At 70.4% G+C, this 13,299-nt stretch carries 16 protein-coding genes and 1 pseudogene; 10 read left to right on the forward strand and 7 right to left on the reverse strand.

Annotated features, from left to right (window positions below; translation table 11 throughout):
* Positions 1-116: 116 nt before the first annotated feature.
* The 4 genes from OIE75_RS23805 to OIE75_RS41470 are packed head-to-tail and all read left to right on the forward strand — an operon-like array spanning position 117 to position 2,910.
* Entirely contained in the window at positions 117-1,610 is a 1,494-nt protein-coding gene (locus tag OIE75_RS23805) for an ABC transporter permease (protein ID WP_329472075.1), read from the forward strand.
* A gap of 32 nt (positions 1,611-1,642) precedes the next feature.
* A complete protein-coding gene (locus OIE75_RS23810; RefSeq protein ID WP_329472076.1) occupies positions 1,643-2,326 on the forward strand; it encodes an ABC transporter ATP-binding protein in 684 nt (227 codons plus the stop codon).
* Between the two features lie 51 nt (positions 2,327-2,377).
* Positions 2,378-2,632 (forward strand): hypothetical protein, encoded by a 255-nt coding sequence (locus tag OIE75_RS41465; protein ID WP_443078451.1) that lies wholly within the window; start codon positions 2,378-2,380, stop codon positions 2,630-2,632.
* A complete protein-coding gene (locus tag OIE75_RS41470; protein WP_393566168.1) occupies positions 2,560-2,910 on the forward strand; it encodes a hypothetical protein in 351 nt (116 codons plus the stop codon). Before OIE75_RS41465 ends, OIE75_RS41470 begins: the two co-directional genes overlap by 73 nt.
* A 30-nt stretch (positions 2,911-2,940) precedes the next feature.
* On the opposite strand, the gene OIE75_RS23820 is transcribed toward OIE75_RS41470, so the two are convergent.
* Positions 2,941-3,723, reverse strand: a complete 783-nt coding sequence (locus OIE75_RS23820; RefSeq protein WP_307014814.1) for an MBL fold metallo-hydrolase — start codon at positions 3,721-3,723, stop codon at positions 2,941-2,943.
* 101 nt (positions 3,724-3,824) lie between these two features.
* Here OIE75_RS23820 and OIE75_RS23825 point away from each other — a divergent pair, with 101 nt between their 5' ends.
* Complete coding sequence (locus OIE75_RS23825) at positions 3,825-4,427, forward strand: TetR/AcrR family transcriptional regulator (RefSeq protein ID WP_329472077.1); 603 nt, start codon at positions 3,825-3,827, stop codon at positions 4,425-4,427.
* 34 nt (positions 4,428-4,461) lie between these two features.
* Positions 4,462-4,743 carry a Scr1 family TA system antitoxin-like transcriptional regulator gene (locus tag OIE75_RS23830; protein WP_329472078.1) on the forward strand — a complete coding sequence of 94 codons (282 nt, stop codon included), beginning with the start codon at positions 4,462-4,464 and terminating at the stop codon, positions 4,741-4,743.
* A gap of 36 nt (positions 4,744-4,779) precedes the next feature.
* Here OIE75_RS23830 and OIE75_RS23835 read toward each other — a convergent pair whose 3' ends face one another.
* Positions 4,780-5,208 carry a hypothetical protein gene (locus OIE75_RS23835; RefSeq protein ID WP_329472079.1) on the reverse strand — a complete coding sequence of 143 codons (429 nt, stop codon included), beginning with the start codon at positions 5,206-5,208 and terminating at the stop codon, positions 4,780-4,782.
* Between the two features lie 110 nt (positions 5,209-5,318).
* On the reverse strand, positions 5,319-6,194 hold the full coding sequence (locus OIE75_RS23840) for a helix-turn-helix transcriptional regulator (RefSeq protein WP_307014821.1): 876 nt from the start codon (positions 6,192-6,194) through the stop codon (positions 5,319-5,321).
* A gap of 168 nt (positions 6,195-6,362) precedes the next feature.
* On the opposite strand from OIE75_RS23840, the gene OIE75_RS23845 reads away from it, so the two are divergent.
* Together OIE75_RS23845 and OIE75_RS23850 are read left to right on the forward strand one after the other, a co-directional pair.
* The gene (locus OIE75_RS23845) at positions 6,363-7,403 is read left to right on the forward strand and encodes an NAD(P)-dependent alcohol dehydrogenase (protein ID WP_307014822.1); all 1,041 of its coding nucleotides are present in this window, start codon (positions 6,363-6,365) and stop codon (positions 7,401-7,403) included.
* A gap of 162 nt (positions 7,404-7,565) precedes the next feature.
* A complete protein-coding gene (locus tag OIE75_RS23850) occupies positions 7,566-8,369 on the forward strand; it encodes an SDR family oxidoreductase (protein WP_329472080.1) in 804 nt (267 codons plus the stop codon).
* Positions 8,370-8,398: 29 nt separating this feature from the next.
* On the opposite strand, the gene OIE75_RS23855 is transcribed toward OIE75_RS23850, so the two are convergent.
* Complete coding sequence (locus OIE75_RS23855) at positions 8,399-9,418, reverse strand: aldo/keto reductase (protein WP_329472081.1); 1,020 nt, start codon at positions 9,416-9,418, stop codon at positions 8,399-8,401.
* Positions 9,419-9,575: 157 nt separating this feature from the next.
* On the opposite strand from OIE75_RS23855, the gene OIE75_RS23860 reads away from it, so the two are divergent.
* On the forward strand, positions 9,576-10,187 hold the full coding sequence (locus OIE75_RS23860) for a TetR/AcrR family transcriptional regulator (RefSeq protein WP_307014827.1): 612 nt from the start codon (positions 9,576-9,578) through the stop codon (positions 10,185-10,187).
* 842 nt (positions 10,188-11,029) lie between these two features.
* Here OIE75_RS23860 and OIE75_RS23865 read toward each other — a convergent pair.
* Positions 11,030-11,701 (reverse strand): hypothetical protein, encoded by a 672-nt coding sequence (locus OIE75_RS23865; protein WP_307014828.1) that lies wholly within the window; start codon positions 11,699-11,701, stop codon positions 11,030-11,032.
* A gap of 62 nt (positions 11,702-11,763) precedes the next feature.
* Between OIE75_RS23865 and OIE75_RS23870 the strand changes: the two genes are divergently transcribed.
* On the forward strand, positions 11,764-12,003 hold the full coding sequence (locus tag OIE75_RS23870; RefSeq protein ID WP_307014829.1) for a hypothetical protein: 240 nt from the start codon (positions 11,764-11,766) through the stop codon (positions 12,001-12,003).
* A 556-nt stretch (positions 12,004-12,559) separates the two neighbouring features.
* Here the strand turns inward: OIE75_RS23870 and OIE75_RS23875 are convergent.
* Together OIE75_RS23875 and OIE75_RS23880 are read right to left on the reverse strand one after the other, a co-directional pair.
* Positions 12,560-12,844, reverse strand: a complete 285-nt coding sequence (locus OIE75_RS23875; RefSeq protein WP_329472083.1) for a hypothetical protein — start codon at positions 12,842-12,844, stop codon at positions 12,560-12,562.
* Positions 12,845-13,079: 235 nt separating this feature from the next.
* Positions 13,080-13,235: pseudogene (locus tag OIE75_RS23880) on the reverse strand (DUF4291 family protein); the annotation flags it as partial.
* Between the last annotated feature and the right edge of the window lie 64 nt (positions 13,236-13,299).

The raw sequence follows: 13,299 nt of genomic DNA on the forward strand, positions 1-13,299 counted from the left end.
CCCAGGCGCCCGTCGCCCCCTCACCGGGGTGGCGGGCGTTCGGCGTCTCCCGGGTTCTCATCCTCCTCTTACGCGGGCCTTATCCCTTCATCACCGGCCGTCCCTACCTTTCGGCCATGTTCTTCACCTACCTGAGGCGCGAGCTGCGCCGCCGCAGAAAGGCGGCCCTCGTCGTCGCCTCCGGCCTGGCCCTGGGCATCGCGCTGGTCATCGTCGTCGACTCCGTCTCCTCCGGCATGGGCCGGGCCCAGGACAAGGTCCTGCAGTCCCTGTACGGACTGGGCACGGACATGACGGTCACCAAGGCCGCGGAGCCCTCCTCCGGCACCACCGCCGAGCGCCCCCGCTTCCGCTTCGACGCCCAGGAGGACGGCTCCGAGGAAGAGCAGAGCACCGACCGCGTCATGGTGCAGGGCTTCCAGACGCTGGCCGACTCGACCGTAGGCAAGGTCGCCGGCCAGAGCGGTGTCGCCGACGCGGTGGGCGGACTGAGCCTCCAAGTCGTGAAGGTCAGCGGAGAGTTCACCCGCGGTCAGTTCCAGCAGGAGGGCGGCTCCGGCGGCCAGGGCCAGAGCGAGGGCCAAGGGCAGGGCGGCGGTCCGGGCGGCGGGCAGTCACCGCAGGGCCGCGTCCAGGGCGGCGGCGCCGACTTCGACGTCAACAGCTACTCCGTCTACGGCACCGACGTCACCGAGCCCGCCCTCGGCCCGCTGACCTCCTCCACCATCACCAGCGGCCGCACCTTCAAGGAGTCGGAGACCGACGCCGCGGTCGCCGTCGCCGACTCTGCCTACGCCAAGGAGAAGAAGCTCAAGACCGGCAGCACGGTCACCGTGAAGGGCGTGAAGTTCGAGGTCGTCGGGATCGCGACCGCCGACAGCGGCGACGCGGCGGCCAATCTCTACGTACCGCTCCAGCGGGCGCAGACCCTGGGCGACGCCGAGGACAAGGTCACCACGATCTACGTCCAGGCGACCGACTCGCAGAAGATCGACGGCGTCAAGTCCGCCATCCAGAAGAACATCCCCGACACCACCGTCACCACCTCCGCCGACCTCGCCGACACCGTCTCCGGCTCCCTGTCCACGGCCTCCTCCCTCGCCGCCGGCGTCGGCAAGTGGCTGTCGATCGTGGTGCTGGTGGCCGCCTTCCTCGTCGCCGGCCTGCTCACCTCCTCGGCGGTCTCCCGCCGGGTGCGCGAGTTCGGCACGCTCAAGGCACTGGGGTGGCGCTCGGGCCGGGTCACCCGGCAGGTGGTCGGCGAGGCCGTCGTCAACGGCCTGGTCGGCGGCGTCCTCGGCATCGCGCTGGGCGTCGCGGGCGCGTACGCCGTGACGGCCGTCAGCCCGACGCTCCAGGCCCAGCTCGGCGGCGGCACGGGCGGCGGCGGGGGCGCGGGCGGTCCCGGCGGCTTCGGCGGCGGCATGGGCGGTCCCGCCCGGCAGACCGCCGCGAAGACCCTGGACATCGCGCTCACCGCACCCGTCAGCGTCACCACGATCGCCCTCGCGGTCGCCCTCGCCGTGGCGGGCGGCCTGGTCGCCGGTGGCTTCGGCGGCTGGCGCGCCTCCCGGCTGCGCCCCGCGGACGCGCTGCGCCGCGTCGAGTAGCTCCACCTTCCCCGTACTCCAGGAGTCCCACCATGTACGAACTCACCGGCGTCACCAAGCGCTACACCCGCGGCAAGGACGCCGTGACCGCCCTCGACGGCGTCGACCTGACCATCGCCGACGGCGACCGCCTGGTCATCCAGGGCCCCACCGGCGGCGGCAAGTCCACCCTGCTCCAGATGCTGGGCGCCCTCGACCGGCCCAGCTCCGGCCGGGTCGTCCTCGACGGCACCGACCTGGCCGCGCTGCCCGAGGCCCGGCTGACCCGGGTGCGCAGCGAGAGCATCGGCTTCGTCTTCCAGTCCTTCAACCTGATCCCGACCCTCACCGCGCAGGAGAACGTCGAGACCGCGCTGGTCCCGCTCGGCGTCAAGGCCAAGGAGCGGCGCGAGCAGGCCGCCGAGGCGCTGGCCTCCGTCGGCCTCGGCGAGCGGCTCGCCCACCTCCCCGGCGAGATGTCCGGCGGCCAGCAGCAGCGCGTCGCCATCGCCCGCGCGCTGGTGAAGCAGCCGAAGGTACTGCTCGCCGACGAACCCACCGGAAACCTCGACGAGTCGATGCGCGACGAGATCATGGACGTACTCGACCGCATGTGGAAGGAGCTGGGCCTGACCTTCGTGATGGTCACCCACGACTCGGCGATCGCGAAGAAGGCCCCACGGGTGGCGACGATCCGCAAGGGCCGGATCACCGTCAAGGAGAACGCCTCGGCGTGACGATGTGCGGTCACCGGCGAGCGGCGGCAACTGATCAACGTGGCCTACCAGGTGCTCGGCTCGCCGGCCGACGCGGAGGACGCCGTCCAGGAGGCGTACGCCCGTTTCCCGAGGTGGCCAGGGTTGTCGGCCGTGCGCCGGCTGCCTGCCGCCGACCGGCGTCCACGGCGCGCCGGGCGATCCGCACCGCACAGGAGTCCGCCGCGACGTCGACGGCGCAGGACGTGGTCCTCGTGCGCGATCTCAAGCGTGCCTGGGAGACCAGCGACGTCGACGCGCTCATCCGGCTCCTCGACCCCGAGGTGACCGCGGTCGGCGACGGTGGCGGTGTGGTGCGCACCCTGGAGCACCCACCGCGGGGCGGCGAGCCGATCGTGCGCGGACTGCTCCGCTTCGGCCCGCGGCAGTCCGGGCAGACGCTGCTCGAACGCACGGGCAATGGGCGGCCCGGCCCGGTCGGCTGTCAGGATGGCGCCGTCGTGACGGTGTACTCCTTCGGCGTCTCGGACCACCGCGTCCGTCACCTGTGGGCGATGCGCAACCCCGGGAAGCTGCGCTCCTGGGCGACGACCCCGGCCGGGTGAGCCGGAGGAGGCCGGGCGGACGGTGCCCGGTCACGTGGCCAGGTCGAGCCACTCCCCGACGGTCAGTACGTGTGCGCGCCGCCCGGCGTGCGCGCGGAACTCGGCCTCCGGGTCGGCCACCTCGACGTAGCCCGCGATCTTGTCCGGCTGCTCCGGTTCGTAGTGGATCGGCACCGCGAACCGGGCGTCGAGGATCTCCGCGGCCGCGGCGGCCTGCAGCGGGTCCAGCGCGGCGGGCACGGGGCTCGGTGGCTGCAGGTGCGGTGCGTCGACCACCGCGCCGTTGGCGGGCAGGAACACCGCGTCGAACGGGCTGAACCGGCGTGCGACGAGCCACCAGAAGCCGTGGAACATCGTGTCGCCGCCGTGGAGTATCCGCTGTCCATCGGCCTCCACCACCCAGTTCAGCTGCGGGTCGCCCAGCCCGTCGACGGCGGGGACCGCCGTGACGCGGAACGGCCCGAGGTCGCGCGTGGACCAGACGTCCACGACCTCGACGGCCAGTCGGTGCCGGACCAGCTCGCGCTCGGCCAGAAGTGTCGTCACGTTGTCCACGTCGTCACCGTGACCGGGCGCCGGTCGCAGCACCGGCGCCCCCTGCGTCAACACCTCCGAGAGCGCGGACGCGTCGGTGTGGTCCCGGTGCAGGTGGGTGACGAGCGCGGCGGACGCCCTCCCGCCCGGCACCGCCACGTTCTCGCCGGGCTTCCACCCCGTGAACAGCGGCGAGAGGTCCCGCACGTAGTCGATCAGCAGTCGCTCGCCGCCCGCCTCGATCTCCAGTCCGGCCCAGCCAAGTCGTCGCACCCGCATCCCGCACTCCTTCGTTCCGGTTCCGTTCCGGTGGAACCCGGACGCTAGCGTACGGTCGTTCGCTAAATCAATAGCGAACGACTGTACGCTATCTTTGTCGTATGTCACCACGACGTTCAGCGGCCGAAGCGCAGGCCACCCGGGGCCGGATCCTCGGCCGTGCCGCCGAGATCGCCTCCGAGGAAGGGCTGGACGGCATCACCATCGGGCGGCTCGCCGAAGAGCTGGAGATGAGCAAGTCCGGGGTGCACAAGCACTTCGGCGCCAAGGAGACGCTGCAGATCTCCACCCTGGACAAGGCCTTCGTGGACTTCTGGCACCGGGTGGTCGAGCCGGTACTCGGCGAGCCGCCGGGTCTGCGGCGGCTGCGCGCGGTCTGCGCCAACTCCGTGGGCTACCTGGAAGAACCCCTGCTGCCCGGCGGCTGCCTGATGACCGCGGCACTCAGTGAGTACGACGGCCGGCCCGGCCGGGTCCGCGACGCGGTGGCCGAAGTGTGGTCGCGCTGGCAGGAACAGCTGCGGGGGGATCTGACCGCGGCGGTGGACAACGGCGAACTGCCCGCCGGGTTCGACGTCGACCAGGCGCTGTTCGAGATCGTCGCGGCCGGGCTGGCGCTCAACGCGGCCAAGCAGCTCCAGCACGACCGGACGGCCGCGGACCGGGCCCGCCGCGCGATCGAACGGGCCCTGGCTCAGTCCTGACCCTCACCGTCCGCTCCGGGCACAGGCGGACGTCGTGGTGATCGTGCCGCCGGGGGAGATGGCCGCCCAGCTCGACCGGGTCGTGGAGCTGGCCGGGCGGCACCGGATCACTCCGCAGATCGTGCCGCGGAAGTGTGGGGCGTACCCCTTGATGGCCGCCTCCATCAAGGTCATGACCTTCCCGGACGCGCCGCCGCTCCTCTACATCGAGGCGGCCTGCAGCGGGGGCTCATCGACGATCCGGCCTCCCGCGACGGCGACGGCCCCGTTCTCCTCCTCACCGCCGGCGCATGGGCGCCCTTCGTCGCCGCGCTGAGCCGGGGCACGCTCGCAGTGTGACGTCGGGCCAGGATCAGACAGACGGCCTGGCCCGAACCCAGTGAGCTTCGCGCACAGGTCGCCAGCGCCTCCTGTACTGAATGAAGAGGAGCGTGCCCAGGGTCGCCCAGAGGGCCACCGCGAGAAACCCCCAAAGCCCGGAGGCCCAGCCGGAGTCTTGCGTCCACCACCACAGGACAGCCGCGGAAGGGAGCAAGAAGAAGACCGGCACGACGAGCCACGCGAACACATAGCATCGGATGACTTCGCTCATTCGGATGGAGGACCTTCCGAAGAACTCGTAGCGCGTCGTGTGCACCGTCCCGCCGAGTGCCGGAGACTCGCTGCTCGCTCCCTGCCGCACGTAGTAGCGGCCCCGCGGCAGGACCGGGAACAAGATCATCAACCATGCGGTGGCAAAGAACCGGCCGCTGGCATCCGGCCGTGAGTTGTGCAGCAGCATGGTCCCGACGCCACTGTCGGTTCTCAACTCGGGTATCTCGTCCGGGGACAACGGCCACACGGGATCAGACACCACCCCATGCTAGCCCTCGAGGACTCCCGGACGCACCGTCACGCCGACAGTGAAGCCGCCGCGTCCGTCCCCCAGTTCGCCAGCAGCCGCAGCGCGTCCGCCGAGGGTGAGCCCGGTTCGGCGTGGTACGTGATGAAGGCCTGCTCGTCGTCGTCGACCAGGCGGAAGGTCTCGAAGGACAGGGTCAGGTCACCGACCAGCGGGTGCCGCATCCGCTTGACGCCGTAGCTCTTCTCCTTGACGTCGTGTGTGGCCCACAGGCGGCGGAACTCCTCGCTCTTCACGGAGAGTTCCCCGACGAGCGCGGAAAGTCGCGGGTCGTCCGGGTGCCGGCCCGCGTCCATGCGCAGGAAGCTGACCATGTCGTACGCCTTCTGGTCCCAGTCGATGAAGAGCTCGCGGTAGTCCGGGTTCAGGAAGACCAGCCGTGCCCAGTTCCGCTCGGCGGCCGGGAGCTTGCCCCAGTCGCCGAAGAGGGCCGCGGCCATCCGGTTCCAGGCGAGGATCTCCGAACGGCGGCCCGTCACGTACGCCGGTACCGCCTCGATCGACTCCAGGAGCTGGAGCAGTGCCACCCGCACCGGCTGCTTGCCCCGCGGGGCCCCGGCCCGCCGGCGCTGCTGCTTCGGCTTCGCGAGATGCGTCAGGTGGGCCTGCTCGGCATCGGTCAGCCGCAGGGCGCGGGCGATCGCGTCCAGCACCTCCGTCGACACGTTCTGTCCGTTGCCCTGCTCGAGTCGGGTGTAGTACGCCACCGACACCCCGGCCAGCTGCGCCAGCTCCTCCCGCCGCAGGCCGGGGACCCGGCGGTGCCGTCCGAACGACTCCAGGCCCACGTCCTCCGGCTTCAGCCGGGCCCGCCGGGTGCGCAGGAACTCGCTCAGTTCGGCTCGCCGGTCAAGCTGTCCATCCATGGTGTCCAGTATCGCCCGACGTATTCCCGGTCGTACGTCCGCGAGCCTGTCCCCGTCAGTGGTACGCACGCTGGACGTACGCAAAAGCGTGGTCTGGGTGACTTCGCGGGCCGCAGGCAGGGTGGAGGTATCACCAGACGAAGACGAGAGAATCCCGGAGAACCCGGCATGACCACTGTCGCCGCGTACGCAGCACCCGCCGCCAAGGCTCCGCTGGAGCGCACCACCATCGAGCGGCGCGAGGTGCGGGAACACGACGTCCTGATCGACATCAAGTTCGCCGGCATCTGTCACTCCGACATCCACCAGGTCCAGGAGGGCTGGGGCGAGGCCATCTTCCCGATGGTCCCCGGCCACGAGATCGCGGGCATCGTCTCCGAGGTCGGCCCCGGCGTCACGAAGTTCGCCGTCGGCGACCGGGTGGGCGTCGGCTGCATGGTCGACTCCTGCCGCGAGTGCGAGAACTGCAAGGCCGGCCGCGAGCAGTACTGCACGGGCGGCAACGTGATGACGTACAACGGCATCGGCAAGGACGGCGAGCCGACCTACGGCGGCTACTCGGAGAAGGTCGTCGTCGACGAGAACTTCGTCCTCGGCATCCCCGAGGGCATCTCCCTGGACGAGGCCGCGCCCCTGCTGTGCGCCGGCATCACCACGTACTCGCCGCTCAGGCGCTGGAACGCGGGCCCCGGCAAGAAGGTCGCCGTCGTCGGCCTGGGCGGTCTCGGCCACATGGCCGTCAAGCTCGCGCACGCCCTGGGCGCCGAGGTGACCGTGCTGTCGCAGTCGCTGCGCAAGAAGGACGACGGCCTGAAGCTGGGCGCCGACCACTACTACGCCACCAGCGACCCGGCCACCTTCGAGGAACTGGCGGGCAGCTTCGACCTGATCGTCTCCACGGTCTCCGCCCCGCTCGACCTCGGCGCCTACCTGGGCCTGCTGAAGACGGAGGGCACGCTGGCCAACGTCGGCGCGCCCGAGGAGCCGGTCTCCCTCAACCTGTTCGCGCTGCTCGGCGGCGGCAAGTCCCTCTCCGGATCCATGATCGGCGGCATCGCCGAGACCCAGGAGATGCTGGACTTCTGCGCCGAGCACGGCATCGGCGCGGAGATCGAGCTGATCGCCGCGTCCGAGGTCAACGAGGCGTACGAGCGGGTGCAGGCGAGTGACGTGCGGTACCGGTTCGTGATCGACACGGCGACGATCTGACCGGTTGGTCGGTCTGACCGGTCGACCGGCCTGACCGGTCGACCGGCTGGTCAGCCGATTCGTTTTCGGGGCCGGGGAAGATTTCTTCCCCGGCCCTGTCACATCTCCGTCCCGCCCCGGGTCATACCGCCACGACACCCAAGGCAGACCCCGGGAGCAGAAATGACGAACCCCTCCACCCCCTCGAACCCCACCACCCCCATCCTGGTCACCGGCGGTACCGGCACCCTCGGCGGGCACGTCGTCCCGCTGCTGCGGGCGGCCGGTCACCAGGTGCGGATCCTCACCCGGCGGCCCCCCTCCGCCGCGGACGACGGCGTCGAGTACGTCACCGGCGACCTCCTGACCGGTGAGGGCGTCGACGCCGCGGCCGGCGGTGTGCGCACCGTCCTGCACCTGGCGGGCGGTCCGAAGGGCGACGACGAGGCGACCCGCACCCTGGTACGCGCCGCCGCGCGGGCCGACGTACGGCACCTCGTGTACATCTCGGTCGTGGGCGCCGACACCGTGCCGCTGGCCTGGCTGCGCACCAAGCTGGAGTCGGAGCGGGCGATCGCCGACTCGGGCATCGGCTGGACGGTGCTGCGGGCGGCCCAGTTCCACGAGCTGACCCTGACCATGATCGAGAAGATGGTCCGGCTGCCGGTCCTCCCGGCCCCGGGCGGACTGCGCCTCCAGCCCGTCGCCGCCCGCGAGGTCGCCGAACGCCTAACGGAACTGACCCTGGCGGAGCCGTCCGGCCGGGTCCCCGACATGACCGGCCCCGAGGTCCACGACCTGGCCGCGCTGGCGGACACCTACCGCGAGGTCCACGGCCGCCGTCGGCGCCCGAGGCTGCCGGTGCGCATGCCCGGCAAAGCGGGGCGCGCGTACCGCTCCGGCGCCAACCTCACCTTGGCGGGGGCTCTGGTGGCCAAGCTGACCTGGGCGGAGTTCCTGGCGGAACGGGCGGGCCGCGGCCGGTGACGGCTCCCCGGCGCCGCTCACCCGGCTGGTCAGCGGCGCCGCAGCGAGGGGACGAGGAGCGCGGGCGTGGCGTCGGACTTCTCGTGCGCCGCCAGGTCCGTGCCGGGGGCGACGATGGCGTCGATCGCGTCGAGGACGTCGTCGCAGAGCACGGTGTCCGCGGCGGCGAGCTGCGCGCGCAGGTGGTCCGGGGTCCGGGGGCCGACGAGCGCGGCGGTGACGGCCGGATGGGCGGTCACGAAACCGAGCGCGAGCTGGATCATGGTGAGTCCGGCCTCGTCCGCGACCGCGGCCAGCTTCTCGACGGCGTCGATGCGGGCCCGGTTGGCGGGCAGCGAGGTGTCGAACCGCTCCGGCAGGACCGACGAACGGTGCGTGGCGATCTCCCGCCCCGCCCGGACCGCTCCCGACAGCCACCCCGAGGCCAGCGGGCTCCACACCAGCACGCCGAGTCCGTACCGCTCGGTCACGGGCAGCACGTGGCTCTCGACCCCGCGCTGGAGGACGGAGTAACTGGGCTGCTCGGTGACGTACCGGCCCAGGTGGTGCTCGCGGGCGGCCCACTGCGCCTCGACGATGCGGTACGCGGGGAAGGTCGAGGAGCCGAAGTAGCGGATCTTCCCCGCGCGCTGGAGGTCGGTGAGGGCGGACAGCGTCTCCTCGTCGCTGGTGTCCGGGTCCCAGCGGTGGATCTGGTAGAGGTCGACGTGGTCGACGCCGAGCCGGCGCAGGCTGTTGTCCAGCTCGGTGACCAGCCAGCGGCGCGAGGCGCCCCTGTGGTTGGGTTCGTCGCTCATCGGCATGTACGCCTTCGTGGCCAGCACGATGTCCTCGCGGCGGCCCGCGATGGCCTTGCCGACCATCTCCTCGGACTCGCCGCCGCTGTACCAGTCGGCGGTGTCGATGAGGTTGATCCCGGCCTCCAGGGCGGCGTCGACGAGGGCGGTGGCCTCCTCCTGGGTGGTGCGTCCGATGCTGCCGAAGTTCATGGCGCCGAGCGCGAGCGAACTGACCTGCACGCCGGTGCGGCCCAAGGTGCGGTACTGCATGACGAATTCCTCCGGACGGGGAGATCGGGGCATGACTTGGTAGCGGGTCCGCTGCTCTGGCATCATGGAGAGCCAAGTGGAACCCTGTCCCGTTTAACGATACGGAACGGTGTCCCGTTTAGCAACGCCGCTCGGCGTCGGCGGAGGGAATGGCACGGTGAAGGACGGCCAAGAGGTCACGAGGGACGGCTCAGGCGCCGCGGGGCACGCGGCCCGCCCCAAGCGTGCGGACGCGCGGCGCAACGAGAAGACGCTGCTCGACGCGGCCGCCGCGGTGTTCGTGAGGTCGGGCGTGGAAGCCCCCGTCCGCGACATCGCGGCCGAGGCCGGCGTCGGAACGGCCACGATCTACCGCCACTTCCCGACCCGGGCCGACCTCATCATCGGCGTCTACCGGCACCAGGTGGAGGCGTGCGCCGAGGCGGGCCCCGCCCTGCTGGCGAGCGCCCCGACCCCGTACGACGCGCTCGCGCGCTGGATCGACCTCTTCGTCGACTTCCTGGTCACCAAGCACGGCCTGGCCGGGGTCCTCCAGTCCGACAACGCGGGCTTCGAGGCCCTGCACACGTACTTCCTCGACCGCCTGGTCCCGGTGTGCACCGACCTCCTGGCCGCCGCGTCCACCGCCGGAGAGATCCACTCCGACGTACGCGCCATCGCCCTCATGCGCGGCGTCGGCAACCTCTGCATCGGCGCGGAGAACGACCCGCGCTACGACGCACGGCAGCTGGTGGGGCTGCTGATCCGGGGGTTGCGGGGGCGGGACTGAAACGGGGGCTCAGCCTGTGTGCCGCTCCAGGAGCACGGGCGACGGATTACGGAGGTGCCGCCTGAGCGGTTCCAGTTCAGCGGCATGCGTCGGCACCGGACGGCTGCTCATCCCACCGTCCCTTCGGTGTCGAACGCCCATACCCGCACGGGATCGAGGTGGAGTTTGTACGGACCCATGCAGTCGGCGGCGAGGGTGGCGACAAGGGCACCGCATCCACAAGCCATGTTGCGGCCCCCGGTGCCGAGCGGGCCACAGCAACCCCAGTGCGGGCCGCCATCACCCAGCAGGCTCAGAGCGGGTACGTCTTGGAAGTGCACGACGACGGTGTCCCTCGGACCGGCTGGAGTCCAGTTAGTGAGTTCGGGCGGCATAACTGGTTGGCGTGGATGGTGCGGTCGAGATTCGTCGGTCGGCGGCGTGAACGGCGCGCCCCACGGCTCAGGATCATTGGCGTAGCGCCCTTGCGGCACGGTAGAGGGGGCCAGCCGCGTCGCCTTGTCTCGATCTCCGTCACGGCCCGAGACTTCCGGCACGTGAGGTAGCTCCACCAAGTCCGTGATGAGTTCAACTCCGCACTTCATACAGCAGAAGGTCGTCATGCATGCCGTTGTAGCCGCCCAGCACTGTCGGTGCATTCATGTTTGTCATGAGGCGGCGGCTCGACCCTGACCGTCCGCGCTGTCCTGGGGCCTGAGACTCCTTGGCCACATGTCTTCGCCGTGCCGAAGGCTCTGGGAGGCCGCTTCGGTGACGACGGCGTCCGCCTGGTCGTGGCGTTCAACTGAACGGGCGAAGACCTCGGCCTGGCGGCGCCGTCGACGTCTAGCGCTTGCGAGTGGTCAGCGTTGGGCGGCGACCTTGTTGCTCTGCGCAGGGCGGCGGGTCCAAAGGGACAGGTCGCTGCTCGTGGCGACGGCGATGGTCTCTCCGGAGGGAGAGAAGCCGAAGGTCCGAAGCTCCGAGTATGTGGCGTGGAAGATGTGCCACCACTGCTCTCCGTAGGGACCGGAGTGGGGAAGTCCGCCGTCGGCCGAGAGGAGCACACGATCGTTGGGCCACGCCGGTGTGACGGACTCCAGGGTCCATCCGTCTTCGGTCGTAGTGTGCAACCCGCCGCCGAAGAGCCCGGCGATGTGTACGCGGCTGCCGGCGATCGGGCCCAGTCCGGGGCAGGTCAGGTCGGCGACACCGTCGGGGGTGCTGCCCTCGGGGTCGGGGTCGCGGTCCCTTGCGATCTTCTCGCCGGTGACGGCGTCGAAGAGACCGTGACCGTCGTGCGAGACGACCATGACCAGGTCGTGTCCGCTGTCGGAATGCGACGCGAAGCCGATGCCGAGCAGTCCGCCGACAGGGATGCCGTACGCGTACTCGAAGACGGGGCGCCAAGGCGCAGGCGGGGGAACGACTGGGGCAGCGAGCAATCGGTCGCGCAGCGCCCGTTGGTAAGCGGAGAGCACCGGCTCACTGACGGATTGCTCCGCTGGCGGCGCCTCCTTGATCTGCTTCGTCATGTCTTCATGATCTCGCGCCAAGCAGCTACCCCGCCAAGCAGGGCAGTTGAGAAGATCACCGCATGACAGCCTCCAGAGAACACCCGGCTGGCGGCTGGGCCTTCCTCGGTGTCGGGGACCCGTTCCAGGTCGTCCACGACGAGCAGCGGCGCCTCCTGGCCGTGGCAGGCGCGCCGGCACACGGCAGAGCAACGCCGGTCGCGGTCTACGACAGCCGTTCCTTCGTCCGGCGCGCGCTCGTTCGCTCACGCTTCCCGTGCACGCACTGGCCTTCCACTCCCGGCGCCCGCTGCTCGCGGTAGGTGCCGGCAAGTATGACGGTGGCTACTTCTTCGAGGGAGAGTTGCTACTCCTGCACCTGAAGTCGGGCGCCGTGGCTTCTCTCATCGAGAACGAGTTCGGCCGTCAAGTTCTGGGACTGGAGTGGCTCGACGAGCGGATGCTGCGTGTCCTCATGGCACCGCCGGACGACTGGCAGGACGAAGCTGCCCACGAGCACGGGCACGTAGCTGTTGTGGACCGAGCTGACTGGGGCGCGGTCCCCGCCCGTTCACTCAGTGGTCGGGACCTGGCAGGCCCGAGGGTCCATGCACCCCGTCCCACGCCTCACGAGGCATCTCAGCGTGCGGTCGCCACGCTGCGATCTCTCTGGCAAGCCCAACGCGACGACTCCTTGCGTGGCGTATGACGCCCCCTACGAAGTCTGTGAACCCGGCTTGGTGACCCATGTCAAGCCATGTTCACAGTTCTCTCTGCCGCCGAGCACGGGGCGGGATGAGAGTTGTGAAGGGCGGTCAGGTGGGCATTGCGGGCCGGTACGACCTTGGAGGCCATCTCATGTGTCCGGTCCGCACGCTGTCATGCGGAAGCCACCACCTCGCCGGCCGTGATCTGGGGAGGGTTGGGAAGCAGCGATGCAAGGTTGTCCCGCACGAAGTCCGCAGCACTCGAGATCGATTCGTCGGCACCGGCCTGGTCCTGGAAGACGCTGGTCGAGACCATCACTCCGTCCCCGGCATCGATCCAGTAGTAGGCCACGAATCCGGAGACCTGGCGCACGAGCGGCACGAACCCCTCGTTCACGAGACGTGCGGCCTCGGCCGAGTCGGTCACCCCTTCGTACCGCCGGACTGCTGCGTACATCACCAATCTCCTCACGGCGTTTCGGGCTCGTCCTCTGCTGAGACGTCGTACCTCTACGACGGCTGCCTGGCTCGTAAGGCCTCCGGCAATCACCTGAAGGGCCGCCTCGAGTGATCCGAACGGGGGCCGCCGGCCCGGGCACACGGCCCTGCGTACGTCTGCCACGAGAAGGCATTGACGTGGAGTGGAGCGCCTGAGCAGGTGGCTGCAAGCAGCACGGCAGAGGCTGTGAACGCGGCTTGATGACCCACGTCATCCTGTCCCGCTTCCAAACATCCGGAAACCGTCCCTCCCGGGCGGCGGGCAGGCCGATCTCCGGCGGGTACGCCTGATAGACGGTGACGGTGGACGTCCCGTAGGCCGCCCTGATCTCGCGTTCCGGGGCTTGCATGCCGTACAGCGTGGGGCCGAACCTCATGATCGGCCAGCGATTTACGGTGGCCGATCGGCCTGGG

Origin of the sequence: Streptomyces sp. NBC_01723 (genome assembly GCF_036246005.1) — a bacterium.
Lineage (GTDB): Bacteria > Actinomycetota > Actinomycetes > Streptomycetales > Streptomycetaceae > Streptomyces.

Coding starts and splice junctions, on each gene's coding strand:
- OIE75_RS23805 (WP_329472075.1), top strand. CDS start 117: ATGTTCTTCACCTACCTGAGGCGCGAGCTGCGCCGCCGCAGAAAGGCG.
- OIE75_RS23810 (WP_329472076.1), top strand. CDS start 1,643: ATGTACGAACTCACCGGCGTCACCAAGCGCTACACCCGCGGCAAGGAC.
- OIE75_RS23820 (WP_307014814.1), bottom strand. CDS start 3,723: ATGCGGGTGCGACGACTTGGCTGGGCCGGACTGGAGATCGAGGCGGGC.
- OIE75_RS23825 (WP_329472077.1), top strand. CDS start 3,825: ATGTCACCACGACGTTCAGCGGCCGAAGCGCAGGCCACCCGGGGCCGG.
- OIE75_RS23835 (WP_329472079.1), bottom strand. CDS start 5,208: ATGCTGCTGCACAACTCACGGCCGGATGCCAGCGGCCGGTTCTTTGCC.
- OIE75_RS23840 (WP_307014821.1), bottom strand. CDS start 6,194: ATGGATGGACAGCTTGACCGGCGAGCCGAACTGAGCGAGTTCCTGCGC.
- OIE75_RS23845 (WP_307014822.1), top strand. CDS start 6,363: ATGACCACTGTCGCCGCGTACGCAGCACCCGCCGCCAAGGCTCCGCTG.
- OIE75_RS23850 (WP_329472080.1), top strand. CDS start 7,566: ATGACGAACCCCTCCACCCCCTCGAACCCCACCACCCCCATCCTGGTC.
- OIE75_RS23855 (WP_329472081.1), bottom strand. CDS start 9,418: ATGCAGTACCGCACCTTGGGCCGCACCGGCGTGCAGGTCAGTTCGCTC.
- OIE75_RS23865 (WP_307014828.1), bottom strand. CDS start 11,701: ATGACGAAGCAGATCAAGGAGGCGCCGCCAGCGGAGCAATCCGTCAGT.
- OIE75_RS23870 (WP_307014829.1), top strand. CDS start 11,764: ATGACAGCCTCCAGAGAACACCCGGCTGGCGGCTGGGCCTTCCTCGGT.
- OIE75_RS23875 (WP_329472083.1), bottom strand. CDS start 12,844: ATGTACGCAGCAGTCCGGCGGTACGAAGGGGTGACCGACTCGGCCGAG.